This window comes from Streptococcus sp. Z554, from assembly GCF_053010305.1.
In genome coordinates this window covers 1-24,267 of record NZ_JBRKNV010000002.1, presented here as the reverse complement: position 1 = coordinate 24,267, position 24,267 = coordinate 1, and the positions used below count along the sequence as shown (strand labels likewise).

26 protein-coding genes are annotated in these 24,267 nt (G+C 38.9%); 25 read left to right on the top strand and 1 reads right to left on the bottom strand.

Features of this window, described 5'->3' with window-relative positions; all coding sequences use genetic code 11:
- Positions 1-57: 57 nt before the first annotated feature.
- The 23 genes from clpP to ACVC7R_RS02430 all read left to right on the top strand — a co-directional run bounded on the left by clpP (position 58) and on the right by ACVC7R_RS02430 (position 18,802).
- Complete coding sequence (gene clpP / locus ACVC7R_RS02540; protein ID WP_000613466.1) at positions 58-648, top strand: ATP-dependent Clp protease proteolytic subunit ClpP; 591 nt, start codon at positions 58-60, stop codon at positions 646-648.
- A gap of 75 nt (positions 649-723) precedes the next feature.
- Positions 724-993 (top strand): YlbG family protein, encoded by a 270-nt coding sequence (locus tag ACVC7R_RS02535; RefSeq protein ID WP_447263399.1) that lies wholly within the window; start codon positions 724-726, stop codon positions 991-993.
- A gap of 90 nt (positions 994-1,083) precedes the next feature.
- On the top strand, positions 1,084-2,244 hold the full coding sequence (locus ACVC7R_RS02530) for an ABC transporter substrate-binding protein (protein WP_447263398.1): 1,161 nt from the start codon (positions 1,084-1,086) through the stop codon (positions 2,242-2,244).
- Between the two features lie 115 nt (positions 2,245-2,359).
- Complete coding sequence (locus ACVC7R_RS02525; protein ID WP_263393847.1) at positions 2,360-3,229, top strand: branched-chain amino acid ABC transporter permease; 870 nt, start codon at positions 2,360-2,362, stop codon at positions 3,227-3,229.
- Positions 3,230-3,232: 3 nt separating this feature from the next.
- Complete coding sequence (locus ACVC7R_RS02520) at positions 3,233-4,189, top strand: branched-chain amino acid ABC transporter permease (RefSeq protein WP_447263397.1); 957 nt, start codon at positions 3,233-3,235, stop codon at positions 4,187-4,189.
- The gene (locus ACVC7R_RS02515; RefSeq protein ID WP_447263396.1) at positions 4,189-4,953 is read left to right on the top strand and encodes an ABC transporter ATP-binding protein; all 765 of its coding nucleotides are present in this window, start codon (positions 4,189-4,191) and stop codon (positions 4,951-4,953) included. Before ACVC7R_RS02520 ends, ACVC7R_RS02515 begins: the two co-directional genes overlap by 1 nt.
- Positions 4,953-5,663, top strand: coding sequence for an ABC transporter ATP-binding protein (locus ACVC7R_RS02510; protein ID WP_006151996.1), 711 nt, complete (start codon positions 4,953-4,955; stop codon positions 5,661-5,663). The genes ACVC7R_RS02515 and ACVC7R_RS02510 overlap by 1 nt, the downstream gene beginning before the upstream one ends.
- Positions 5,664-6,027: 364 nt before the next feature.
- The gene (locus ACVC7R_RS02505; protein ID WP_006148127.1) at positions 6,028-6,684 is read left to right on the top strand and encodes a CBS domain-containing protein; all 657 of its coding nucleotides are present in this window, start codon (positions 6,028-6,030) and stop codon (positions 6,682-6,684) included.
- A gap of 129 nt (positions 6,685-6,813) precedes the next feature.
- Positions 6,814-7,104: a 30S ribosomal protein S6 gene (rpsF, locus tag ACVC7R_RS02500; protein WP_002896497.1), complete on the top strand. Its 291-nt coding sequence runs from the start codon at positions 6,814-6,816 to the stop codon at positions 7,102-7,104.
- 11 nt (positions 7,105-7,115) lie between these two features.
- Positions 7,116-7,586 carry a single-stranded DNA-binding protein gene (locus ACVC7R_RS02495; RefSeq protein WP_447263395.1) on the top strand — a complete coding sequence of 157 codons (471 nt, stop codon included), beginning with the start codon at positions 7,116-7,118 and terminating at the stop codon, positions 7,584-7,586.
- A 31-nt stretch (positions 7,587-7,617) separates the two neighbouring features.
- Positions 7,618-7,857, top strand: a complete 240-nt coding sequence (gene rpsR / locus ACVC7R_RS02490; RefSeq protein ID WP_000068664.1) for a 30S ribosomal protein S18 — start codon at positions 7,618-7,620, stop codon at positions 7,855-7,857.
- A gap of 527 nt (positions 7,858-8,384) precedes the next feature.
- Positions 8,385-9,539 carry a non-hydrolyzing UDP-N-acetylglucosamine 2-epimerase gene (wecB, locus tag ACVC7R_RS02485; protein ID WP_447263394.1) on the top strand — a complete coding sequence of 385 codons (1,155 nt, stop codon included), beginning with the start codon at positions 8,385-8,387 and terminating at the stop codon, positions 9,537-9,539.
- Positions 9,539-10,318, top strand: a complete 780-nt coding sequence (locus ACVC7R_RS02480; protein ID WP_447263393.1) for a hypothetical protein — start codon at positions 9,539-9,541, stop codon at positions 10,316-10,318. Before wecB ends, ACVC7R_RS02480 begins: the two co-directional genes overlap by 1 nt.
- Before the next feature lie 143 nt (positions 10,319-10,461).
- The gene (locus tag ACVC7R_RS02475) at positions 10,462-11,760 is read left to right on the top strand and encodes a glycosyltransferase family 2 protein (protein ID WP_447263392.1); all 1,299 of its coding nucleotides are present in this window, start codon (positions 10,462-10,464) and stop codon (positions 11,758-11,760) included.
- Between the two features lie 20 nt (positions 11,761-11,780).
- Positions 11,781-12,890, top strand: a complete 1,110-nt coding sequence (locus ACVC7R_RS02470) for a glycosyl hydrolase family 8 (protein WP_447263391.1) — start codon at positions 11,781-11,783, stop codon at positions 12,888-12,890.
- Positions 12,891-12,995: 105 nt separating this feature from the next.
- Positions 12,996-13,499 (top strand): GNAT family N-acetyltransferase, encoded by a 504-nt coding sequence (locus ACVC7R_RS02465; RefSeq protein WP_004244450.1) that lies wholly within the window; start codon positions 12,996-12,998, stop codon positions 13,497-13,499.
- 80 nt (positions 13,500-13,579) lie between these two features.
- The gene (locus tag ACVC7R_RS02460; protein WP_447263390.1) at positions 13,580-14,980 is read left to right on the top strand and encodes a bifunctional Cof-type HAD-IIB family hydrolase/peptidylprolyl isomerase; all 1,401 of its coding nucleotides are present in this window, start codon (positions 13,580-13,582) and stop codon (positions 14,978-14,980) included.
- 1 nt (position 14,981) lies between these two features.
- Positions 14,982-15,344 (top strand): S1 RNA-binding domain-containing protein, encoded by a 363-nt coding sequence (locus ACVC7R_RS02455; protein WP_447263389.1) that lies wholly within the window; start codon positions 14,982-14,984, stop codon positions 15,342-15,344.
- 49 nt (positions 15,345-15,393) lie between these two features.
- Positions 15,394-16,143, top strand: coding sequence for a tRNA1(Val) (adenine(37)-N6)-methyltransferase (locus ACVC7R_RS02450; protein WP_447263388.1), 750 nt, complete (start codon positions 15,394-15,396; stop codon positions 16,141-16,143).
- Positions 16,133-16,417, top strand: coding sequence for a GIY-YIG nuclease family protein (locus ACVC7R_RS02445; RefSeq protein ID WP_447263387.1), 285 nt, complete (start codon positions 16,133-16,135; stop codon positions 16,415-16,417). Before ACVC7R_RS02450 ends, ACVC7R_RS02445 begins: the two co-directional genes overlap by 11 nt.
- Before the next feature lie 239 nt (positions 16,418-16,656).
- A complete protein-coding gene (locus ACVC7R_RS02440; protein ID WP_447263386.1) occupies positions 16,657-17,592 on the top strand; it encodes a manganese-dependent inorganic pyrophosphatase in 936 nt (311 codons plus the stop codon).
- A 63-nt stretch (positions 17,593-17,655) separates the two neighbouring features.
- A complete protein-coding gene (locus ACVC7R_RS02435) occupies positions 17,656-18,168 on the top strand; it encodes a YiiX/YebB-like N1pC/P60 family cysteine hydrolase (protein ID WP_447263385.1) in 513 nt (170 codons plus the stop codon).
- Positions 18,152-18,802, top strand: coding sequence for a DUF1803 domain-containing protein (locus ACVC7R_RS02430; protein ID WP_447263384.1), 651 nt, complete (start codon positions 18,152-18,154; stop codon positions 18,800-18,802). Before ACVC7R_RS02435 ends, ACVC7R_RS02430 begins: the two co-directional genes overlap by 17 nt.
- A gap of 38 nt (positions 18,803-18,840) precedes the next feature.
- Here the strand turns inward: ACVC7R_RS02430 and ACVC7R_RS02425 are convergent, their stop codons facing one another.
- Entirely contained in the window at positions 18,841-20,286 is a 1,446-nt protein-coding gene (locus ACVC7R_RS02425) for a UDP-N-acetylmuramoyl-L-alanyl-D-glutamate--L-lysine ligase (protein ID WP_447263383.1), read from the bottom strand.
- Positions 20,287-20,391: 105 nt separating this feature from the next.
- Here ACVC7R_RS02425 and ACVC7R_RS02420 point away from each other — a divergent pair, with 105 nt between their 5' ends.
- Positions 20,392-22,014 (top strand): putative polysaccharide biosynthesis protein, encoded by a 1,623-nt coding sequence (locus tag ACVC7R_RS02420; protein WP_447263382.1) that lies wholly within the window; start codon positions 20,392-20,394, stop codon positions 22,012-22,014.
- Positions 22,015-22,215: 201 nt separating this feature from the next.
- Complete coding sequence (locus tag ACVC7R_RS02415) at positions 22,216-24,174, top strand: peptide ABC transporter substrate-binding protein (RefSeq protein ID WP_447263381.1); 1,959 nt, start codon at positions 22,216-22,218, stop codon at positions 24,172-24,174.
- Positions 24,175-24,267 lie beyond the last annotated feature (93 nt).

Sequence of the window (24,267 nt, the reverse complement as noted above, 5' to 3'; positions counted from 1 at the left end):
CAAGGATATATAATAATTGCATAGACTAAGAAATTTAGAAATCAGAAGGAGAAATGAATGATTCCTGTAGTTATTGAACAGACAAGTCGTGGAGAACGTTCGTATGACATCTACTCACGTCTTCTTAAGGACCGCATTATCATGTTGACTGGGCCAGTCGAAGACAATATGGCAAACTCGGTCATTGCTCAGTTGCTCTTCTTGGATGCCCAAGATAGTACAAAGGATATTTACCTTTATGTGAACACTCCTGGGGGTTCTGTATCAGCTGGTTTGGCAATTGTTGACACGATGAACTTTATTAAGGCTGATGTCCAAACAATTGTCATGGGGATGGCAGCATCAATGGGAACGGTCATTGCATCTAGTGGTGCTAAAGGTAAACGTTTCATGCTTCCAAATGCAGAATACATGATTCACCAACCAATGGGTGGTACAGGTGGTGGTACACAGCAAACCGATATGGCTATTGCTGCTGAACACTTGCTTAAAACTCGTAAGACTTTAGAGCAAATTCTTGCAGATAATTCTGGTAAATCAGTTGAGCAAATCCATGCAGATGCTGAACGTGATTATTGGATGAGTGCTCAAGAAACTCTTGAATACGGATTTATCGATGAAATCATGGCTAATAATTCTTTGAACTAATCAACTAAAGCAAGCTCGACTGAGCTTGTTTTTTTTGATATAATAGAAGGAAGATTATTAGAAGGAAGTTGAATTATGTTTCAAAAAGAGAATCGGTCTGGTCTGATTATCTATCTATACTATAATCGCGATGCTAAAAAAATCGCAAATTATGGTGATATTTGTTACCATTCTAAGAAACACCGTTATCTGCAACTCTATGTCCCAGCAGAAGAGGTAGAGGAGCTAGTCAATCGTTTAGAAAAAGAGAAATTTATCAAGAAAGTGAGAGTCTGTCATATCCAAGAATTGGAAACTCCTTTCGTTGGAAACCTTTATAAAAACAACGAAAACGTTATCATATAAAAAAGTGAGAGAAACTTGTTGACAATTTTCTGATAATTCGGTATATTCTTAACATGTAATTTTAAAATTGAACATTAAAAGGAGACAAACATGAAGAAAAAGTTCGCATTATCACTTGTAGCTCTTGCTAGTACAGCACTTCTAGCTGCATGTGGTGAGGTTAAATCAGGACCAGCAAACGCAACTGGGAACCCAATTGATGAGAAAGTTGTAAAAATTGGTTTCAACTTTGAAGAAACAGGTGCTGTAGCATCTTATGGTACATCTGAGCAAAAAGGTGCTCAACTTGCAGTTGATGAAATCAACGCAGCAGGTGGTATCGATGGAAAACAAATCGAAGTAGTTGATAAAGATAACAAATCTGAAACTGCTGAAGCTGCTTCTGTTTCAACAAACCTTGTTACTCAATCTAAAGTAGCTGCTATCGTAGGACCTGCGACTTCAGGTGCGACTGCAGCAGCAGTAGCAAATGCTACACAAGCTGGAGTTCCATTGATTTCTCCAAGTGCTACTCAAGATGGTTTGACTAAAGGTCAAGATTTCCTTTTCATCGGAACATTCCAAGATAGCTTCCAAGGGCAAATCATTTCTAACTATGTTTCAAACAAATTGAACGCTAAAAAAGTTGTCTTGTATACAGATAACTCAAGTGACTACGCTAAAGGTATTGCAAAATCATTCCGTGATTCATTCAAAGGTGAAATCGTTGCAGACGAAACATTTGTATCAGGTGATACAGACTTCCAAGCTGCTTTGACAAAGATCAAAGATAAAGACTTTGATGCGATCGTATTGCCAGGTTACTACACAGAAGCGGGTAAAATTGTAAACCAAGCTCGCGGTATGGGAATTGACAAACCAATCATTGGTGGTGACGGATTTAACGGTGCGGAATTTGTTCAACAAGCAACGGCTGAAAGAGCATCAAATATCTACTTCATCTCAGGATTCTCAACGACTGTTGACGTTTCAGATAAAGCAAAAGCTTTCCTTGAAGCTTACCGTGCAAAATACAACGAAGATCCTTCAACATTTGCAGCTCTTGCTTATGACTCAGTTTACCTTGTAGCTAATGCAGCAAAAGGTGCAAAAACTTCAGTTGATATCAAGAACAATCTTGCTAAAACACAAAATTTTGAAGGTGTGACAGGTCAAACAAGTTTTGATGCAGATCATAATACTGTGAAAACAGCCTTCATGATGACCATGAATAATGGTAAAGTGGAAGCGGCAGAAGTCGTAAAACCTTAATTTTATAGATATCGTAAATGGGGAATGAGCTTTTACTCACTCCCTGTTTCGGTGTTTATAAAGGGATTATTTTTTAAAAAAATCCTAAAAATAAAACATAGAAAGAGTGAACCATATGCTTCAACAACTTGTCAATGGTTTAATCTTGGGTAGTGTCTACGCCTTGCTAGCCCTGGGTTATACTATGGTTTATGGAATTATCAAGCTGATTAACTTTGCCCATGGTGATATTTATATGATGGGTGCTTTCATGGGTTATTTCTTGATCAATGCCCTACATTTAAATTTCTTTTTAGCCTTAATTTTATCCATGATTGGTTCAGCTATCCTCGGTGTGATCATTGAGTTTTTAGCCTACCGTCCGCTACGTCATTCCACTCGTATTTCTGTATTGATTACTGCTATCGGAGTGTCCTTCTTGCTTGAGTACGGGATGGTCTATTTAGTTGGTGCCAATACACGTGCCTTTCCTCAAGCAATCCAAACTGTTCGTTATGACTTGGGTCCAATCAGCCTAACAAATATTCAATTGTTGATTTTGACGGTTTCGATTGTTTTGATGATTCTTTTGCAACTCATCGTACAAAAAACCAAGATGGGGAAAGCTATGCGTGCTGTATCTGTAGATAGTGATGCGGCTCAGTTGATGGGGATTAACGTAAATCGTACAATCAGTTTCACCTTTGCATTAGGATCAGCTCTAGCTGGTGCTGCTGGTGTCCTTATTGCACTTTACTATAATTCATTAGAACCATTAATGGGTATGACTCCAGGTATTAAGTCTTTCGTTGCTGCCGTTCTTGGTGGTATCGGAATCATCCCTGGTGCTGCTCTTGGAGGTTTTGTAATTGGACTATTGGAAACTTTCGCAACAGCCTTTGGAATGTCAGATTACCGAGATGCCATTGTATATGGAATCTTACTCTTGATCTTGATCGTCCGTCCGGCTGGTATCCTCGGTAAGAATGTGAAAGAGAAGGTGTAAACAATGAAAGAAAATTTAAAAGTTAATATTCTCTGGTTATTCCTTTTGTTGCTTGGATACGGTTTGATTAGTTTATTAGTTTCACTAGGAGTTCTAAACCTTTTCCATATTCAAATTTTAGAACAAATCGGGATTAACATTATTCTGGCTGTGGGTCTTAATCTGATCGTTGGTTTCTCTGGTCAGTTTTCACTAGGACATGCTGGTTTTATGGCTATTGGTGCCTATGCTGCAGCCATTATTGGTTCTAGATCTCATACTTATGGAGCTTTCTTTGGAGCAATGTTGCTCGGTGCCATTATTGCTGGATTGGTTGCCTTGATCGTTGGAATTCCTACCCTACGTTTAAAAGGGGACTATCTTGCTGTTGCGACACTAGGTGTTGCTGAGATCATTCGAATCTTTATTGTTAATGGTGGTGAACTAACTAACGGAGCTGCTGGTATCCTTGGCATTCCAAACTTTACAACCTGGCAAATGGTATATTTCTTTGCAGTGATTACAACAATTGCAACACTTAATTTCCTTCGTAGTCCAATCGGACGTCTAACTTTATCCGTTCGTGAAGATGAAATCGCTGCTGAATCAGTTGGAGTTAATACAACAAAAATTAAAATTATCGCTTTTGTATTCGGAGCGATGACTGCAAGTATCGCAGGTTCCCTTCAAGCAGGATTTATCGGTTCTGTTGTGCCTAAGGATTATAGCTTTATCAACTCTATCAACGTTTTAATTATCGTTGTATTTGGTGGTTTGGGATCCATTACAGGGGCGATTGTTGCTGCTATTGTTCTTGGTATTTTGAATATGTTCCTTCAGGACGTAGCTAGCGTTCGTATGATTATTTATGCTTTGGCCTTGGTACTCGTTATGATTTTCAGACCAGGTGGTCTTCTTGGAACATGGGAATTGAGCCTATCACGTCTCTTTAAAAAAGGTAAGAAGGAGGGACAAAACTAATGGCATTACTTGAAGTAAAAAATTTAACCAAGCATTTTGGTGGTTTGACAGCTGTTGGAGATGTAACTCTTGAATTGAATGAAGGTGAACTTGTTGGTTTGATTGGACCGAACGGAGCTGGGAAAACAACTCTTTTCAATCTGCTGACAGGTGTGTATGAACCAAGCGAAGGAACAGTAACCTTGGATGGTCACTTGTTAAATGGCAAGCAGCCCTATAAAATTGCTGCTCTTGGTTTAGGACGTACTTTCCAAAACATTCGTCTCTTTAAAGACTTAACTGTATTAGACAATGTTCTCATTGCATTTAGCAACCATCATAAACAACATGTATTTGCTAGTTTTTTGCGTCTGCCAGCTTTTTACAAGAATGAAAAAGAATTAAAAGCCAAAGCCCTAGAACTACTAAAAATCTTCGATTTAGATGGTGAGGCTGAAACTTTAGCTAAAAACTTAGCTTATGGTCAACAACGTCGTTTGGAAATTGTTCGCGCCCTTGCTACAGAGCCTAAAATCCTCTTTTTGGATGAGCCTGCGGCGGGTATGAACCCACAAGAAACTGCAGAATTAACTGAATTAATTCGTCGTATCAAGGATGAATTTAAAATCACCATCATGCTGATTGAACATGATATGAACTTGGTCATGGAAGTTACGGAGCGTATCTATGTTCTTGAATACGGTCGTTTGATTGCTCATGGTACACCAGATGAAATTAAGAACAATAAACGTGTGATTGAAGCTTATCTTGGAGGTGAAGCCTAATGTCTATGTTAAAAGTTGAAAACCTCTCCGTACACTACGGGATGATTCAAGCTGTACGTGATGTGAGCTTTGAAGTTAATGAAGGAGAAGTTGTTTCTCTAATCGGTGCCAACGGAGCTGGTAAAACGACTATTCTTCGAACATTATCAGGTCTTGTGCGTCCAAGTTCTGGTAGAATTGAATTTCTGGGACAAGAAATCCAAAAAATGCCTGCACAGAAGATTGTGGCATCAGGTCTTTCACAAGTTCCAGAAGGACGTCATGTCTTTCCTGGTTTGACTGTTTTGGAAAACTTAGAGATGGGCGCCTTTCTCAAGAAAAATCGGGAAGAAAATCAAGCAAACTTGAAAAAAGTCTTTTCACGCTTCCCACGTTTAGAAGAACGGAAGAACCAAGATGCAGCTACCCTTTCTGGTGGTGAACAGCAGATGCTTGCTATGGGCCGTGCGCTTATGTCAACGCCTAAACTTCTTTTGTTAGACGAACCATCAATGGGACTTGCACCAATCTTTATCCAAGAAATTTTTGATATCATTCAGGATATTCAAAAGCAAGGAACAACTGTTCTCTTGATCGAGCAAAATGCCAATAAAGCACTTGCCATCGCAGATCGAGGCTATGTTCTTGAAACAGGTAAGATTGTTCTTTCAGGAACAGGAAAAGAACTCGCAGCTTCAGATGAAGTTAGAAAAGCATATCTAGGTGGCTAAACTAGTCTGGGAGACTAGTTTAGGTTGCGGATAAAAATTGCGGCAGCAATTAACATCTAGTCCCGGGGGACCTTTTTAGTCGGCTGATAAGGATTTGCGCAAGCAATCTACCATAGTCTGGGAGACTAGTTTAGGTTGCGGAAAAAAATTGCGGCAGCAATTAACATCTAATCCAGTGGATTGTTTTAGTCGGCAGATAGAGATTGCGACGCAATTCAGACAAGTATAATAATAAGAGCTCTAGGTGGGGCTCTTTTTCGTAAAGTTCTTCAGAGTTTTCTGAATCTTGAAAAAGAAATGAAAGCGTTTGATAGCTTTCCGTAAAAAGTGTATAATGAAACTATAAACATAAAGGAGATTTCCGATGGCAGTTAAAGATTTTATGACACGAAAAGTCGTTTATATCAGTCCTGATACGACTGTAGCGCACGCTGCAGATTTGATGCGCGAGCAAGGTTTGCACCGTCTTCCTGTTATTGAGAATGATAAACTAGTTGGTCTAGTAACAGAGGGAACAATCGCTGAAGCTAGCCCTTCAAAAGCAACTAGTCTTTCAATCTTCGAGATGAATTACTTGCTTAATAAGACAAAGGTAAAAGATGTCATGATTCGTGATGTTGTTACTGTTTCAGGCTATGCAAGTTTAGAAGATGCAACCTATCTTATGCTTAAAAATAAGATTGGTATTTTACCAGTTGTTGATAATGGACAATTGTATGGAGTCATTACAGACCGTGATGTATTCAGTGCCTTCCTTGAAATCGCGGGTTATGGTGAAGAGGGAATTCGTGTTCGTTTTATCACAGAAAATGAAGTTGGAGTTCTTGGTAAGATTGTCTCTTTAATCGTTGAAGAAAATCTTAATATCTCGCATACCGTTAATATTCCAAGAAAAGATGGTAAAATTGTAATTGAAGTACAAATTGAAGGTAGCATTGATTTATCATCTTTAAAAAAGAAATTCGAGGATGAGAATATTCTCGTAGATGAAATTACTAAAACTTCTGCAAAAAAACTCTAAAAAGAAAAATATAACTTACTTTAAGCTTGCGAAAAAAATTTTTTTCTAGTATAATAGTTTATTGTGAGCAAACCTCACTTACCCCTTGCAAAGGCTTGGGGTCATTAGACCAAAAGGAGGAACATATCAATGGCTAAATACGAAATTCTTTATATCATTCGTCCAAACATTGAAGAAGAAGCGAAAAACGCTTTGGTAGCACGTTTTGACTCTATCTTGACTGACAACGGTGCAACTGTTGTTGAATCAAAAGATTGGGAAAAACGTCGTCTTGCATACGAAATCCAAGATTTCCGTGAAGGACTTTACCACATCGTTAACGTTGAAGCAAACGATGACGCAGCTCTTAAAGAGTTTGACCGTCTTTCAAAAATCAACGCTGACATTCTTCGTCACATGATCGTCAAACTTGACGCGTAAGAAGGTAGATTATGATTAACAATGTTGTACTTGTAGGGCGTATGACACGTGACGCTGAGTTACGTTATACCCCATCAAATGTAGCAGTTGCGACTTTTACTCTTGCAGTAAACCGTACATTCAAGAGTCAAAATGGCGAACGTGAGGCTGATTTTATCAACGTCGTAATGTGGCGCCAACAGGCTGAAAATCTTGCTAATTGGGCTAAAAAAGGCTCTCTTGTTGGGATTACAGGCCGTATTCAGACTCGTAGTTACGATAACCAGCAAGGACAACGTGTCTATGTGACAGAAGTCGTAGCTGAGAATTTCCAAATGTTGGAAAGCCGTAGTGCTCGTGAAGGACATGCTGGTGGAGCTTATTCTGCACCAACTGCTAGTCATGCAACACCTACAAATTCAGTACCAGACTTTTCACGTGATGAAAATCCATTTGGTTCAACAAATCCTTTGGATATTTCAGATGATGATTTACCGTTCTAATGGACAATTAATACTATAAAGGAGAAAAAACATGGCTCAACAACGTCGTGGCGGATTCAAACGCCGTAAAAAAGTTGATTACATCGCAGCAAACAAAATTGAATATGTTGATTACAAAGATACTGAGCTTCTTAGCCGTTTCGTTTCAGAACGTGGGAAAATCCTTCCACGTCGTGTAACTGGAACTTCAGCGAAGAACCAACGTAAAGTAACAACAGCTATCAAACGCGCTCGCGTAATGGCTTTGATGCCTTTCGTAAACGAAGATTAAAAAAGAGGTCCAGTGGACCTCTTTTTCATGAGCTTGAAAACAAGAAAGCGAATTAAGACCCTTACGGGTCTTTTTTTCACGAGCCTGGAAATGAGAAGGCGAGTTAGGTCCAGTGGACCTCTTTTTCATGAGCTTGAAAACAAGAGAGTGAGTAAGACCCTTACGGGTCTTTTTTTCACGATCATAAAAATAGAAGGGTTTGTTTCTTACGTGTTTTTAGTAGAGACCGTTCAATCATTATTGAATTTAATAATATTCTTTTAAAATAAAATTGATGAATTCAATATAGTTGTCTATATTATAATATAGAATGTAAATATTACTAAAAGTTGTTGAAATCCTTTATTACAAAAGGATTTCAAACTATTACAAATTCATTAAAACCATTAGTGGTTCCTAAAAAAAATTGACATTTAAATTAATTGTCGGTAAAATAATTAAGACATTCAAATTAATTGATTTTTGAAATATTCGACAATCTAATAAATATCAGATGTCAAATTTTATGATGTTTAAAGGAAAACATAATGAAAAAAATTAAAGTGATGGTTGTTTTTGGAACTCGACCAGAAGCCATCAAAATGGCCCCTTTAGTGTTGGAATTGCAAAAGCATAATGATAGTATTGAAACGATCACTGTCGTAACTGCTCAACACCGTCAAATGCTAGATCAAGTTCTTGAAACTTTCCGTATTCAACCGAACTATGATTTAGATATTATGGGGAAAAATCAGTCTCTTTTAGATATCACTGCGAAAATTCTCCAGAAGTTCGATCCTATTGTTAAGCAAGAACTTCCAGATATTATTTTGGTTCACGGTGATACTACGACAACTTTTGTAGCAAGTCTAGTAGCTTTCTATAATCAAGTTCGCATCGGGCATGTTGAAGCTGGTTTGAGGACATTTAATAAATATTCTCCATTCCCAGAAGAGATGAACCGCCAAATGACTGATAATCTAGCAGATCTCTATTTTGCTCCAACCAGTGAGAGTAAGGAGAATCTTCTTAAAGAAAATCATCCTGAATCTGCTATTATTATTACAGGAAATACAGCAATTGATGCATTAAAATTAACTGTTCAATCTGATTATTATCACGAAGTTTTAGATCGATTAGATCCTTTAAAAAAATTAGTTTTGGTAACGATGCACCGTCGTGAAAACCAGGGTCAACCCATGCGTAATGTTTTCACTGCTCTACGTGAAATGGTGGACATTCATGAGGAATTAGAGGTTGTCTACCCTGTACATCTTAGTCCTGCGGTACAAGAAGCAGCGAAGGATATACTATCTGGTCATGACCGAATCCATTTAATTGAACCCTTGGATGTACTAGATTTTCATAACTTGGCATCCAGAAGTTATTTTATTATGACGGATTCTGGAGGTGTTCAAGAAGAAGCTCCTTCCTTAGGGAAGCCTGTACTTGTCCTTCGTGACACCACTGAGCGTCCAGAAGGCGTACGAGCGGGAACCTTGAAGTTAGTTGGAACAGATCCAAAACGTGTGAAGGAAGCCATGACTGCACTCCTGACAAATGAGAATCTCTACCAAGAAATGTCTCAGGCTCCGAATCCATATGGAGATGGTAAGGCTTCAGAGAGAATTGTAAACACCATTAAAGCTTATTTTGGTTTTACGGTAGCTGTTTCTGAGTTCAAAGGGGGAGAACAAGGATAATGAAAAATTGGGATAAATTTAGAAATTGGCTGATTGCTTTACTTGTATGTGAATTCACGCTATTGCTATTGTGTTTTTTCTATGCACCGCAGATTTTGCTAGAACAACTATTATTTTTCTTCTTAGCCTTGTTTGCAGCTGTGGTATTGTCAGACCTCTTGCTTGTATGGACACTAATTTTATCGTTTGGACTAGGAATTATCTTTTTAATTACAGGAATCGTCTACATGACGACTCCACAAGTTTTAATTTTGTTAATTAGTTTTCCGCTTTTGGCTGGATTCTTAACCAAGGTTCGTTATTACTTATTCAAAACGGCCCTCAAGGTTCAAGACAAAACAGAAGATGCTAAGATAGATTATCGAGCTATGTTGGATAATCAAACTGATGGTGTAATTCAATCGCTTTTTATCCATTGGTCGCACGAAGATATGTTTTTTGAGCTTAAACCGAAAGAGTACAGTCGAGTACTTACTCAGATTCAAGAGGTGATTCGCCAAGAATTGAGTGAGCATGATCAGCTCTACTACTTATCAAATGGAGATTTTCTTGTACTGACAGAAGATAATAAACTGTCCTTACAAGAATTATATGAAAAGAATTTGAAAGGTAACTTAGAAAGTCTTGTTTTTCATGGAGATGATGGGAATCAGAGAATTCAATATCAAATAGGTTATCAGATAATTGATTGGGAAAATAGAGGCAAATATCCGAAATTTACTGATTTGGTTAGTAACTTAAAACGCCAATTAGAGACGGATGTTATCGTGGAATATTAGGAGGAAAAAGATGAGTCTGACTGAACTATTTTTTGGACTTGCTTTAGGAGTTAGTTTTACATTTAGCATTTGTTTTGTCATCCTTTTTGTTGCTTACAAGATTATTTATCATCGAGTTAACAAAAATTTTAAGGCGGTGAATCATGATTAGTCAAATTGTTATGATCTTTACTCTGCTATCTATCTGGATTTCTTTGGCCTGGGGCTTGGTAATTCTCTTTTCAGCAGTACATTTTTGGTTTAAACATAGTGATTTTCGTGTAGACACGAGTCCTTTGCCTTACTATCCAAAAGTAACCATTGTCGTTCCAGCCCATAATGAAGATGTTGTTATTGCGCAAACAACCAAGGCCATCCTTGATATGAATTATCCTCACGACTGCGTTGAGTTACTCTTGTTTGCGGATAACTGCTCTGATAATACCTATGAGGAATGTTTAGCTGTTAAAGCCATGCCTGAGTATGCTGAGAGAAATATTACCGTTATCAATCGTAGCGGGACTGGTGGAAAAGCAGGAGTTCTTAATGATGCGTTGAAGATGGCAAAAGGTGACTATATTTGTGTCTATGATGCAGATGCCATGCCAGAGAAAAATGCTCTTTATTTTCTTGCGAAAGAAATCGTTAAGGATCCAGAACGTCATGTTGCTTCCTTTGGCCGTAATAAGACTCGGAACGCAAATCAAAATTTCTTGACTCGTTGTATCAACCAAGAAATTGTGGTGACCCAGCGCGTACACCACGTAGGTATGTGGCATCTCTTTAAAATTGGACGTATTCCTGGAACCAACTTTATGATTCAAACAGACTTTGTAAAGAGTATTGGTGGATGGAAAAATGGTGCCTTGACGGAAGATACAGATATTTCCTTTAAAATTATGCAAAGTGGTAAATTAATTGCTCTTGCTTATAATTCTGAAGCATTTCAGCAGGAACCTGAAACCTTAAAGAGTTACTACATGCAACGGAAACGTTGGGCTAAAGGGAACTACGAAGTTGTTCTATCAAACTTTAAACATCTATTTAGCAAAGGCAACTGGCGTGTTAAACTAGAGGTTGTAAACTATTCTTGTATCTTCTTCTGGTTTAACTTTGCTATTGTACTTTCAGACTTAATTTTTCTTGCAAATATAGTAGCCATCTGTATTCACTTATTTATGCCAGATGTGAAGGTACCATTTGCATTTGATGCGGACAATATCTATATTGCCCAGCTCATGCTCTTCAACTGGATTTTCATGATTGGTCTATATTTGATGCAGATTATGATTGCTTTAGCTAGCCAGTTTGGACAAGCAACTACCAAGCAAGTATGGTTAGCCCTAGTAGCTTATTTTACTTATGCTCAGTTGTTTATCATCGTTTCAATCGACTCTATTACATCAATCGTGATGGATAAGATTCTTCGACGTAAAGAGACTAAGTGGGTTAAAACCAAATGATTTGCAGGATAGGGGGTTCTATGAAATTAAATAAATTGAAATATGTCTTATTTGTACTTATCCTCTCTATCTTTTGCTTGACCTTGTTTTTAGCGAGAGGAAGGAGCAAAATCGAGATGCGCAATAGTATCTACAAACAATGGAGTGATCAGTTCCTTGTTTCAAAAATTGATCAGACTTATGTTCGAACAACTACAAATAGTGAAGACGAGGGAACAACAGTACTGTCAGAAGCACAAAGTTATGGTATGTTAATTACGGTATTAGCGGCTAAAAAAGGACAGGCAAGCCAAGAAGATTTTGAGAGCTTGTATCGTTATTATCTGAATCACCGTGTGCCTGGAACTGAATTGATGTCCTGGAAGCAAGTTATTAAAAATGATACTCAAACTGTAGAGAGACAAAATGCTACGGATGGAGATCTTTATATTGCTTATTCCCTATTGGAAGCTGCAAAGCAGTGGCCGGATAAAGCTGATGAATATCAAAACCAAGCCAAAAAGATCTTAAAAGATATTCTTCGATATAATTATAACGAAGAAACTGGAGTTCTTACGGTTGGGAATTGGGCGAAAAAGAATACAAACTACTATTATTTGATGCGTACTTCTGATACCTTGCCACAGTACTTCCAAGCATTCTATGATTTTACAGGGAACAAACAGTGGTTGTCTATCAAGGATAAAATGCTGGAGCAATTAGAGGCTATTAGTTCACAGTCTGATGTTGGTCTGCTACCAGATTTCATCTGGGTAGAAAAGTCTGGTGCACGTGTTGCTGAGGCTAACACCATTGAATCCCAATACGATGGATCTTATTCCTATAATGCCTGTCGTTTACCATATCACTTGGCCCAGAATAAGGATGAAAAGAGTCAAAAACTGGTTCAAAATATGCTGAATTTCTTTATGAAAGAGCGTCGCATTTACGCAGGATATGACTTGACAGGAAAAGCTCTTAATGATTACCAATCAGGAAGTTTTCTAGCTCCTATTACTTATGCAGCCAATAAAGAAGATGGTTATTTGAAGTTGGTCCAACAAAATAAATATATTTATCTTCAACAATTACCTTTGGATAATTACTATGATGCAACCATGATTACTATGATTGCTCTTGAGCTATTCTAAAATATAAAAAGAGACTAGTTTTACTAGTTCTCTTTTTTGGTGTTTTTTTTCTGACCTTGGCGTGCTATAATGGCAATAGAAAGAGTAAAGGTGGATAAGTCAAAGATGAATTGTACGATTAGAAATATGATTAAGTCTGATATTGAATCCTTATCTCATGGATTTATGAATCAAGGTTGGCCTGGTAGAGAGGAAATTTTGGCTAGATATTTTCTGGAACAGGAAAGTGGGGAGAGAGAAGTCTTAGTTGCAGAGATTGATGGTGCTGTAGCGGGCTACGTTACCATTTTGCCCTCTGCTAAACATGGTCCTTTTGCAGAAGTCTATCCAGAATTATCAGATTTTAATGTGTTTGAGCCTTTTCGAAATCAAGGGATTGGGAATCAACTGCTAGAAGAAGCAGAAAAACGAGTCAAGTTTGTTTCGAGTAAGGTCACTCTTGGTGTAGGTTTGCACTTAGGCTATGGCCCTGCCCAGAGATTGTATATCAGACGGGGCTACATTCCAGATGGGACAGGTGTCTGGTATCGAAATCAACCCTTGGAAATGAATGCAACTAGCCAAAATAATGATGATTTGGTTTTGTATCTAGTAAAGGAATTTGGATAAGAGACAAGGATTTTATTGGGGATGTGGGATTTCTCTACTTTATGGTATAATGGAAAGAGTGAATTGAAGGAGGTATTATAATGGATGCCAAGTTAAGATACAAGGCTAAGAAGATTAAGATTATCTTTTTTGATATAGATGATACTTTACGAAATTCAAAGACAGGTTTTGTTCCAAGTACTATTCCAACGATTTTTAAACAATTACGCGAAAAAGGAATCTTGACAGGAATTGCGACTGGTCGAGGCATTTTTGGTGTTGTTCCAGAAATTCGAGATCTGAAACCTGACTTTTTTGTAACTTTGAATGGAGCATACATCGAGGATAAGAAAGGCAATGTCATTTACAGTAACAAAATTGCTAAAGATAAGGTTGAGGAATATATTACTTGGACCAAAGAAGTTGGGATTGATTATGGTTTGGTGGGAAGTCATGCTGCTAAATTGTCAACTAGGACTGATATGATTAGTCAAGCTATTGACCCAATTTACCCTGATCTAGAGGTAGATCCTGATTTTTACCAAAAAGAAGATATTTATCAGATGTGGACCTTTGAGGAGCAGGGTGATGACCTTGTCTTGCCTGATGCTTTGGCATCGACTTTACGTATGGTCCGTTGGCATGAACATTCGTCAGATGTGGTGCCGATTTCTGGTTCTAAGGCAGCTGGGGTATCAAAAGTTGTAGAACATTTAGGTCTTAAACCTGAGAACGTCATGGTCTTTGGAGATGGACTGAACGATATGGAGCTCTTTGATTATGCAGGCATTAGCATCGCTATGGGTGTTTCTCATGACAAAATCAAAGAAAAAGCAGATTATATTACAAAAACATTAGAAGAAGATGGCATCTTTGATGCCTTAGAAGGATTTGGTATGGTAGAAAAAGAATTACATTTTCCACAAGTAGACATTGAAACAGTAGAAGGTCCAATTGCGACTATTAAGACAAATCATGGGGATTTGCGTGTCAAACTTTTCCCTGATCACGCACCAAAAACAGTAGCCAACTTTATTGCTCTGTCAAAAGATGGTTACTATGACGGTGTGATTTTCCACCGTATTATTAAAGATTTTATGATTCAAGGTGGAGACCCAACTGGTACTGGTATGGGTGGTGAATCTATCTATGGTGAGTCATTTGAGGATGAGTTTTCAGAAGAACTGTACAATGTACGTGGAGCCCTTTCTATGGCTAATGCTGGACCAAATACAAATGGTAGCCAGTTCTTTATCGTACAGAACCAACACTTGCCATATTCTAAGAAAGAAATTGCTCGTGGTGGTTGGCCAGAACCAATTGCGGAGATTTATGCAGAACAAGGTGGCACTCCTCACCTAGACCGTCGTCATACTGTATTCGGTCAACTTGCGGATGAAGCTTCTTATGAAGTTCTGGATGCAATTGCAGGTGTCGAAACAGGTGCAATGGACAAGCCAGTTGAAGATGTTGTAATTAAAACTATTGAAATTGAGGACTAGAATGAAAATCGGTGATAAGTTAAATGGCCGTATTTCTGGAATTCAGCCCTATGGTGCTTTTGTTGAGTTAGAAACAGGAGTGACAGGCCTGATTCATATCTCAGAGATTCGGACAGGATTTATCGAAAATATCCATGACGTATTGAAAATTGGTGATGAAGTCCAGGTACAGGTGATCGATTTTGATGAATATACAGGGAAGGCTAGCCTTTCTATTCGTACCTTGGAAGAAGAAAAGCATCAACTGCCTAGACGGAGACGTTTTTCGAATGATCGCATCAAACATGGTTTTGCACCGCTTGGTCGCATGATGCCTGTTTGGACAAGAGAAGCCTTGGAGCATTTGAAGAAAAATAGTCAGTGATATCCTTTGAATCATTTGTGATATTATTATATTTTGCTATAATAGAAGTATGACCGAAGAACAATTATTAAAATCAGGAGAGCGCATTAACCAACTCTTCTCAACTGATATCAAAATTATTCAAAACAGTGAGGTTTTCAGCTATTCAGTGGATAGTGTACTTTTGTCGCGCTTTCCTCGTTTTCCGAAAAATGGTTTGATAGTAGATTTCTGTGCGGGAAATGGAGCTGTTGGACTGTTTGCCAGTAGCCGGACCAAGGCTAAAATCCTATCTGTTGAAATCCAAGAACGCTTGGCGGATATGGCTGAGCGGTCAGTACGTTTAAATGGGCTGGACGGACAGATGCAGGTCATCTGTGATGATTTAAAGAATATGCCTAGTCACATTCAGGGGAGCAAGGTTGATTTGATTTTATGCAATCCGCCTTATTTTAAAGTGGATCCAAATTCTAATCTGAACGAAAGTGAACATTACCTTTTGGCACGGCATGAAATCACAACCAATCTGAAGGAAATCTGCCGTAGTGCTCAGAGTATTCTCAAATCAAATGGGCGTTTGGCAATGGTTCATCGTCCTGATCGATTATTAGATATCTTAGCTACGCTCCAACAGCATAATTTGGCTCCAAAACGTCTGCAATTTGTTTACCCTAAACGGGAGAAGGAAGCTAATATGCTTTTGATTGAGGCTATTAAGGACGGCTCTACTAGTGGTTTTAAGGTTTTACCACCACTTATTGTTCACAATAGTGATGGTACTTATACACCAGAAATTCAAGAGATTTACTATGGATCATAAGGCTTATATGTATGTAGTAGAGTGTCGAGATGGTTCTTACTATACAGGCTATACAACAGATGTCAAGAAACGAATTTCCGTGCACAATAGCGGTAAAGGAGCCAAATATACACGCGCTCGATTGCCTGTAAAACTCATCTTTGCAGAAGGTTTTGACAGCAAGGAAGAGGCCATGTCTGCTGAAGCTCTTTTCAAGCGCAAGACACGTATGCAAAAAGTCGGCTATCTAAATGATAATCAAGATAGGAATTTAGCCATTATTTTTGAGATTTAGTGAGGCTGGGACAAAAGTCCTAGCCTCTCAATTTTCTATGGATTGTCGAGCAAGACGTAGTGGTTGAGTGGGCTCTACTACGCTGATTTCATCGGCTTTTACAGCCCTACTCAACTGTGCGGAGGTGGGACGACGAAATCGAATTCTAACGAATTACCGATTTCTGTCCCACTCTCTTACTTTTGTCAAAAATTGAAAAAAATGCTACAATAAAGAGAATAAAGAAACGAGGTATTATCATGTCTAAGATTCTAGTATTTGGTCACCAAAATCCAGACTCAGATGCCATCGGGTCATCTGTAGCTTTTGCTTATCTTGCAAAAGAAGCATACGGTTTGGATACAGAAGCGGTGGCTCTTGGAACTCCAAATGAGGAAACAGCCTATGTATTGAACTATTTTGGTGTTGAAGCACCGCGCGTGATTACATCTGCTAAAGCAGAAGGTGCAGAGCAAGTCATTTTGACTGACCACAATGAATTCCAACAATCTGTTTCAGATATTGCTGAAGTTGAAGTTTATGGTGTGGTGGATCATCACCGTGTGGCTAACTTTGAAACTGCCAGCCCACTTTACATGCGTTTGGAGCCAGTTGGATCAGCATCATCTATCGTTTACCGCATGTTCAAAGAACACGGTGTAGCTGTGCCAAAAGAAATCGCAGGTTTGATGCTTTCAGGTTTGATTTCAGATACTCTTTTGTTGAAATCCCCAACCACTCACCCATCTGATAAAGTCATTGCACCTGAATTGGCTGAATTGGCTGGTGTGAACTTGGAAGAATACGGTCTTGCCATGCTTAAGGCTGGTACAAACTTGGCAAGCAAATCTGCAGAAGAATTGATCGACATCGATGCTAAGACGTTTGAATTGAACGGAAACAATGTCCGTGTTGCTCAAGTCAATACGGTTGATATTGCTGAAGTATTGGAACGTCAAGCTGAAATCGAAGCAGCTATCCAAGCCGCAATTGCAGCTAATGGATACTCTGACTTTGTCTTGATGATTACAGATATCGTCAACTCTAACTCAGAAATTTTGGCTCTTGGATCAAACATGGACAAGGTAGAAGCAGCTTTCAACTTCAAACTTGAAAACAACCATGCTTTCCTTCCAGGTGCTGTTTCTCGTAAGAAACAAGTGGTACCACAATTGACTGAAAGCTTTAATGCTTGATGATAAACGGGATAACCCGTTGTTAAAAAGGAGTTTCGGCTCCTTTTTTGCTAGGAGGAGACCATGTTAGAATCTGGCGACTTGATTTTTGTGAGGGACAATACGGAAATGGGACAGGCCATCCAGGCATCTACTGGGAACTATAGCCATGTGGCCATCTTTTTGGACGGGAAGGTCTATCATGCAACGGTGGAAGGTGGTGTCCTGGCCCAGTCCCCTGAAGATTTCTTTGAAGCTGAGAAAGGATATGACCTTTACCGCTATGCAGAGATTGATCACGAAGAAGTCAAAAAGCGAGCAGAAAACCTCTTAGGTGCTCCCTACAATGCTTCTTTTTACCCAAATGGAGATGGTTTCTATTGTTCCCAGTTCATCGCTGAACTACTTCCTATCTTTGAGACCATTCCCATGAAGTTTGGAGAAGGAGAACAAGAGATTAGTTCGTTTTGGGAAAATTACTACCGAGAACTAGGATTAACTGTGCCTCTGAATCAGCCAGGAACCAACCCCAGTCAGTTAACCCAGTCTCCCCGTCTACAGTTTAAAGAAAGGTATATGGATGATTACAATCATTAATCCCACACGTTTGACACGTCAGCCTTTTTTTAAGGACTTGATTAACTATCTAGACCAGCAGGATGATGTTATTTTGCGAGAGATTAAGGCTCGGTTTCCAGATCAGCTAGTGGACAAGCTGATGGAGGAATATATCAAAGCGGACCTCATCCTTCGAGAAAATAAACGCTATTATCTCAATCTCCCTTTTCTAACCTCTACAGAATCTCTTGAACTAGACCAAGAAGTATTTGTGAGAGATGATAGCCTAATTTATCAAGAAATCCTAGAGAAGCATTTTAAAACTGAATTGCGCAATCAAACCAATGCAGCTATCTTAGAAGAGCATACGGATTTTGCAAGGGAAAAGATGACCTTGTCTAATTATTTTTACAAGGTCAAGCACCAGTATCCGCTGACAAAAGAACAGCAGGAACTCTATGCCATTTTGGGAGATGTCAATCCTGAATATGCCCTCAAGTATATGACCAGCTTTTTGCTCAAGTTCCTCAAAAAGGATGAAGTTCAGCAAAAGCGTAGAGACATCTTTGTCGATAGTTTAGAAGTCTTAGGCTATATCCGAAAAAATGATGAAGGCAAATATGAATTAGCAGTGGACTTGGACAAGGAAAGACTGATATTTATGAAGCAATAGAAAGAGGCTAGGATAATTCCTAGCCTTCTTTAAATAGACTATAGATAACGTTCTGCAACAGCCGCATCCCCTGGATAGTCTTCTTTCTTACCTTGAATGATTTGGTAGCAATCAGCACCTTTACCAGCGATAATGACAGCATCTTCTGGCTTGCTGGTAGTTGCCATAGCCAGTTGAATGGCTTGTTCACGATCGGCAATCTTATCAACAGGATGATGGATATAACTACTGATTTCATCTGCAATGGCCATTGGATCTTCATAGTTTGGATCATCAGCCGTTAGGAATACTTGAATTTCAGGATGTTGATTGAGGAGAAGTCCAAAGTCCTTGCGACGGCTTTCTCCCTTGTTTCCAGTAGAACCAAGAACTAGAGCAATTTTTCCAGTCTGATGAGTTTCAACCACATTGATGAGTTTTTTCAGACTATCCCCGTTGTGGGCATAATCAATGAAAACTTTTGCACCATTTTTCTGAGTGAGAACTTCCATACGGCCAGGAACGCGTGTTGCAGCAATCCCTTTTTTGATGTCATCCAGACTAGCACCTAAACGAAGGCAAGCAAGTCCAGCAGCGACAGCATTTTCTTGGTTAAAATATCCAATCAACTGGATGTCATAATCGCCAGCTAATTTACCAGTAGCTGAGAAGCTAAAGGCTTTGGAGTTTTCGATTTGGTTATCAGATTGGCTACCGTAGAAGTCATGCTCTTGGTTCTCAACTTGTTCTTTTAGAACAGAGAAGTGGTCCATATCGCTATTAATGACAACTGCTCGGCTATTTTTCATCAAGAGACGCTTGTGGTAGAAGTAGTCTTCAAAGGTTGGATGCTCAATAGGACCAATATGGTCAGGACTGATATTTAGGAACACTCCTACATCAAAAGTGAGGCCGTAGACTCGCTTCACCAAGTAGGCTTGACTAGAAACTTCCATAATCAGGTGGCTTCTTCCATTATCAACTGCCTGCGCCATCATATCAAAGAGGTCGATGCTTTCAGGTGTTGTCAGAGCAGACTTGAAGAAAGTTTTTCCGTCCAAAGTCGTATTCATAGTTGATAACATAGCAGGACGATGTTGCTGATTTAAGATATTGTAGGCGAAGTATGCCGCTGTTGTTTTTCCTTTGGTACCAGTGAAAGCGAGAAGTTTTAGTTTTTCCTGCGGATTGCCATAAAATTCCTTGGCAATCAAACTCATAGCCTTCTTAATATCGCTAACAACGATGACAGGAATGCCTACTTCATAATCCTGCTCCGCTACATACCAACCGAGTCCTTGTGAGATTGCCGAAAGAAGAAATTCCTTCTTAAAAGCAGCTCCTTTTACAAAAAAGAGGCTATTATCATTGGCTTTTCGGCTATCGTAGCAGATGCTAACAAAAGTTACATCATTAAAATAATAGTGGTAATGTCCTTGGTCGATAATCTCACGGAAGAGATCGTCTTTCTTTAAAATATCTAATACGGTTTCAATCTTTATCATACTTTCTATTGTAAACTGAAAGTCTGAATTTTACAAGTAACAAGGAAAAGTTTATAATGGAAGATAAGGAACATTTCCTAGTTATTAAAATTGAATGAGGAAGTTATGTCTAACGAAAATAATCATCAGCAGGCCCAGATGTTACGCGGGACTGCCTGGCTTACAGCTAGTAACTTTATCAGTCGCCTGCTCGGGGCTATTTACATTATCCCTTGGTATATTTGGATGGGGACTTACGCCGCAACGGCTAATGGCCTTTTTACTATGGGATATAATATCTACGCCTGGTTCCTGTTGATTTCGACAGCAGGTATTCCTGTCGCAGTGGCTAAACAAGTTGCCAAGTATAATACCATGAATGAGGAAGAACATAGTTTTGCCCTGATTCGAAGTTTCCTTGGCTTTATGACTGTTTTGGGACTTGCCTTTGCATTGATCTTATATCTCTTTGCGCCTTGGTTGGCAGATCTTTCAGGTGTCGGTAAGGACTTGATTCCCATTATGCAAAGTTTGGCTTGGGCGGTCTTGATTTTCCCATCTATGAGTGTTATCCGTGGATTTTTCCAAGGAATGAATAATCTCAAACCTTATGCCATGAGTCAAATTGCTGAACAGGTAATCCGAGTCATTTGGATGCTACTCGCTACCTTTATCATCATGAAGCTCGGTTCGAAAGATTACATAGCAGCAGTTACCCAGTCTACCTTTGCAGCTTTTGTGGGAATGGTAGCAAGTTTTGCAGTCTTGATTTATTTCCTTTACAAAGAAGGATTGCTTCAAAAAGTTTTTGAAACTCGAGATAAGATTGATAGTAAAGGTCTTTTGATTGATACGATTAAGGAAGCCATTCCTTTTATCCTGACTGGTTCTGCCATTCAGCTTTTCCAAATCTTGGACCAGATGACCTTTATCAATAGCATGAAGTGGTTTACCAACTACAGTAATGAAGACTTGGTTGTCATGTTTTCTTATTTCTCTGCCAATCCAAATAAAATCACCATGATTCTCATATCGGTTGGAGTTTCGATTGGTAGTGTCGGTTTACCTCTTTTGACGGAGAACTATGTCAAGGGAGACTTGCCAGCGGCTTCTCGCTTGGTGCAAGATAGTATCACCATGCTCTTCTTATTCCTCTTACCTGCAACAGTTGGAGTAGTTATGGTGGGAGAACCCCTTTATACAGTCTTTTATGGAAAGCCAGATGGCTTGGCTATGGGCTTATTTATCTTTGCGGTCTTACAATCAACAATTCTAGGCTTGTACATGGTCTTGTCCCCTATGCTTCAGGCTATGTTCCGTAACCGTAAGGCAGTCTTGTATTTTGTTTATGGCTCAATTGCGAAGATTGTTCTACAATTACCATCGATAGCTATTTTCCATAGTTATGGTCCTCTCATTTCAACGACTATCGGTCTCATCATCCCTAATGTCTTGATGTACCGTGATATCTGTCAGGTTACAGGTGCTCGTCGTAAGCTTATCTTGAAGAGAACAATTCTAGTCACTATTTTGACACTAGTGATGTTGATTCTAGTAGGCTTCTTACAATGGATTCTTGGATTTGTCTTCCAACCAACTGGTCGTTTCTGGAGTTTCTTCTATGTCGCTCTAATTGGTACAATCGGTGGAGGCCTCTATGGATTCATGACTCTCTATACTCGACTTTTGGATAAGGTAATTGGACAGGCAAAAGCAGACCAGTTACGAGCACGATTAAAATTATCATAATTCTTTATAAATAAAACGAATGATTTGAATTTTTATCTATAAAAATGTTCAAATCGTTCATTTTTTTATTAAAAAAATAGGATGAAATATAAAATTAGTAGAAAAAAATCTATAATTTGGTAAAATTTAGATAAAATCTCTTGACTAAAAAAAACAATAGCTGTATAATGATACAAATATTTAAATTTGGAGGTTCTAAATATGAAAAAGTCTAAGGCAAAATACCTGACGCTAGCAGGCGTCGTCTTAACTGCTGGTTTACTACTGGGAGCTTGTGGTAATTCTACTAGCTCTTCTAAGGTCTACAACTATGTATACGCAAGCGATCCTTCTAGTCTAAATTACCTCTTAGAAAACCGAGCAACTACTGGTGATGTTGCTACAAACTTAGTGGATGGTTTGATGGAAAACGACCAGTATGGAAACTACATTCCATCGTTGGCAGAAGATTGGTCTGTATCCCAAGATGGTTTGACATATACTTATAAACTTCGTAAGGATGCCAAATGGTATACATCTGAAGGTGAAGAGTATGCTCCAGTTACTGCTCAAGATTTTGTGACAGGTTTGAAATACGCTGCGGATAAAAAATCTGAAGCTCTCTATCTCGTTCAAGACTCTGTTGCAGGCTTGGATGATTATATCAACGGAAAAACAACAGACTTTTCAACAGTTGGTGTGAAGGCTATTGACGATAAAACAGTGCAGTATACTTTGAAACAACCAGAACCTTACTGGAATTCAAAAACGACTGCGACTATTCTTTTCCCAGTCAATGCTGACTTCTTGAATTCCAAAGGGGATGACTTTGGTAAAGTGGCTCCAGCAAATCTTTTGTACAACGGTCCATTTATTCTCAAATCATTTACCTCTAAATCTGTCATGGAATACAAGAAAAATCCAAATTACTGGGATGCTAAAAATGTATTCGTAGACGAAGTGAAGTTGACTTACTACGATGGAAGCGACCAAGATGCCTTGGCACGTAACTTCATGGAAGGAGTTTACAGCTACGCACGTCTCTATCCAAATAGTTCGAGCTTTGAAGGAATTAAGGAAAAGAACAAAGATAATATTATCTACAGCATGCAAAATGCCACTTCTTTCTACTTTAACTTTAACCTAGATAGACAATCTTATAACCATACTTCAAAAACAAGTGATGCGGAAAAGACAGCTCAACAGGAAGCAGTCTTGAATAAATCTTTCCGTCAAGCCATTAACTTTGCCTATGACCGTACTGCTTATGGTGCCCAATCTCAAGGGGAAGATGGAGCAACTAAGATCGTCAGAAACTTGCTTGTCCCACCGACATTCGTTACTCTTGAAGGAAAAGACTTTGGTGATGTAGTTGCTTCTAAAGTGGTTAACTACGGAAAAGTATGGGAAAATATGAACTTCGCTGATGCCCAAGATGCTTACTACAATGCCGATAAGGCCAAAGAAGTCTTTGCTCAAGCCAAGAAAGAATTGGAAGCCAAAGGTGTTCAATTCCCAATTCACCTGGATTTACCGGTTGACCAAACCTTTAAGAAGGGTGTGTTAGAGGCAAGTTCTTTCAAACAATCGATTGAATCTGTCCTAGGTGCAGAAAATGTGGTCATTGATATTCAAATGTTGACTACTGATGAAATGGATAGTATTGGTTATCTAGCCAATACAGCTGCTCAAAAGGACTATGACCTCTACAACGGTGGTTGGGGACCTGACTATCAAGATCCATCAACCTATCTTGATACCCTTAGCTTAACAAGTGGTGGCTCACTACAAAACTTCGGTTTGGAACCAGGAGAAACCAATGCCAAAGCAATTGCTGTTGGTTTGGATGTCTACACTAAGATGTTAGCAGAAGCCAATGCTGAACAAGATTTGACAAAACGTTATGACAAATATGCAGAAGCTCAAGCTTGGTTGGTGGATAGCTCTCTTGCAATTCCAAACGTATCTCAAGGTGGAACACCTACATTGAGAAAAACAGTTCCATTCTCATCAGCCTTCTCTCAAGCAGGAAATAAAGGTGTTGAATCATACAAATATGTTAAACTGCAAGATAAAGTTGTCACAACGGCTGAGTATGAAGAAGCTCGACAAAAATGGCTGAAAGAAAAAGAAGAATCTAATAAAAAAGCCCAAGAAGAATTGGCAAAACACGTTAAATAATCTGTCTATTCAACAGGAAAAGAGAGTGGGACAGAAATCGGTAATTCGTTAGAATTCGATTTCGTCGTCCCACCTCCGCACAGTTGAGTAGGG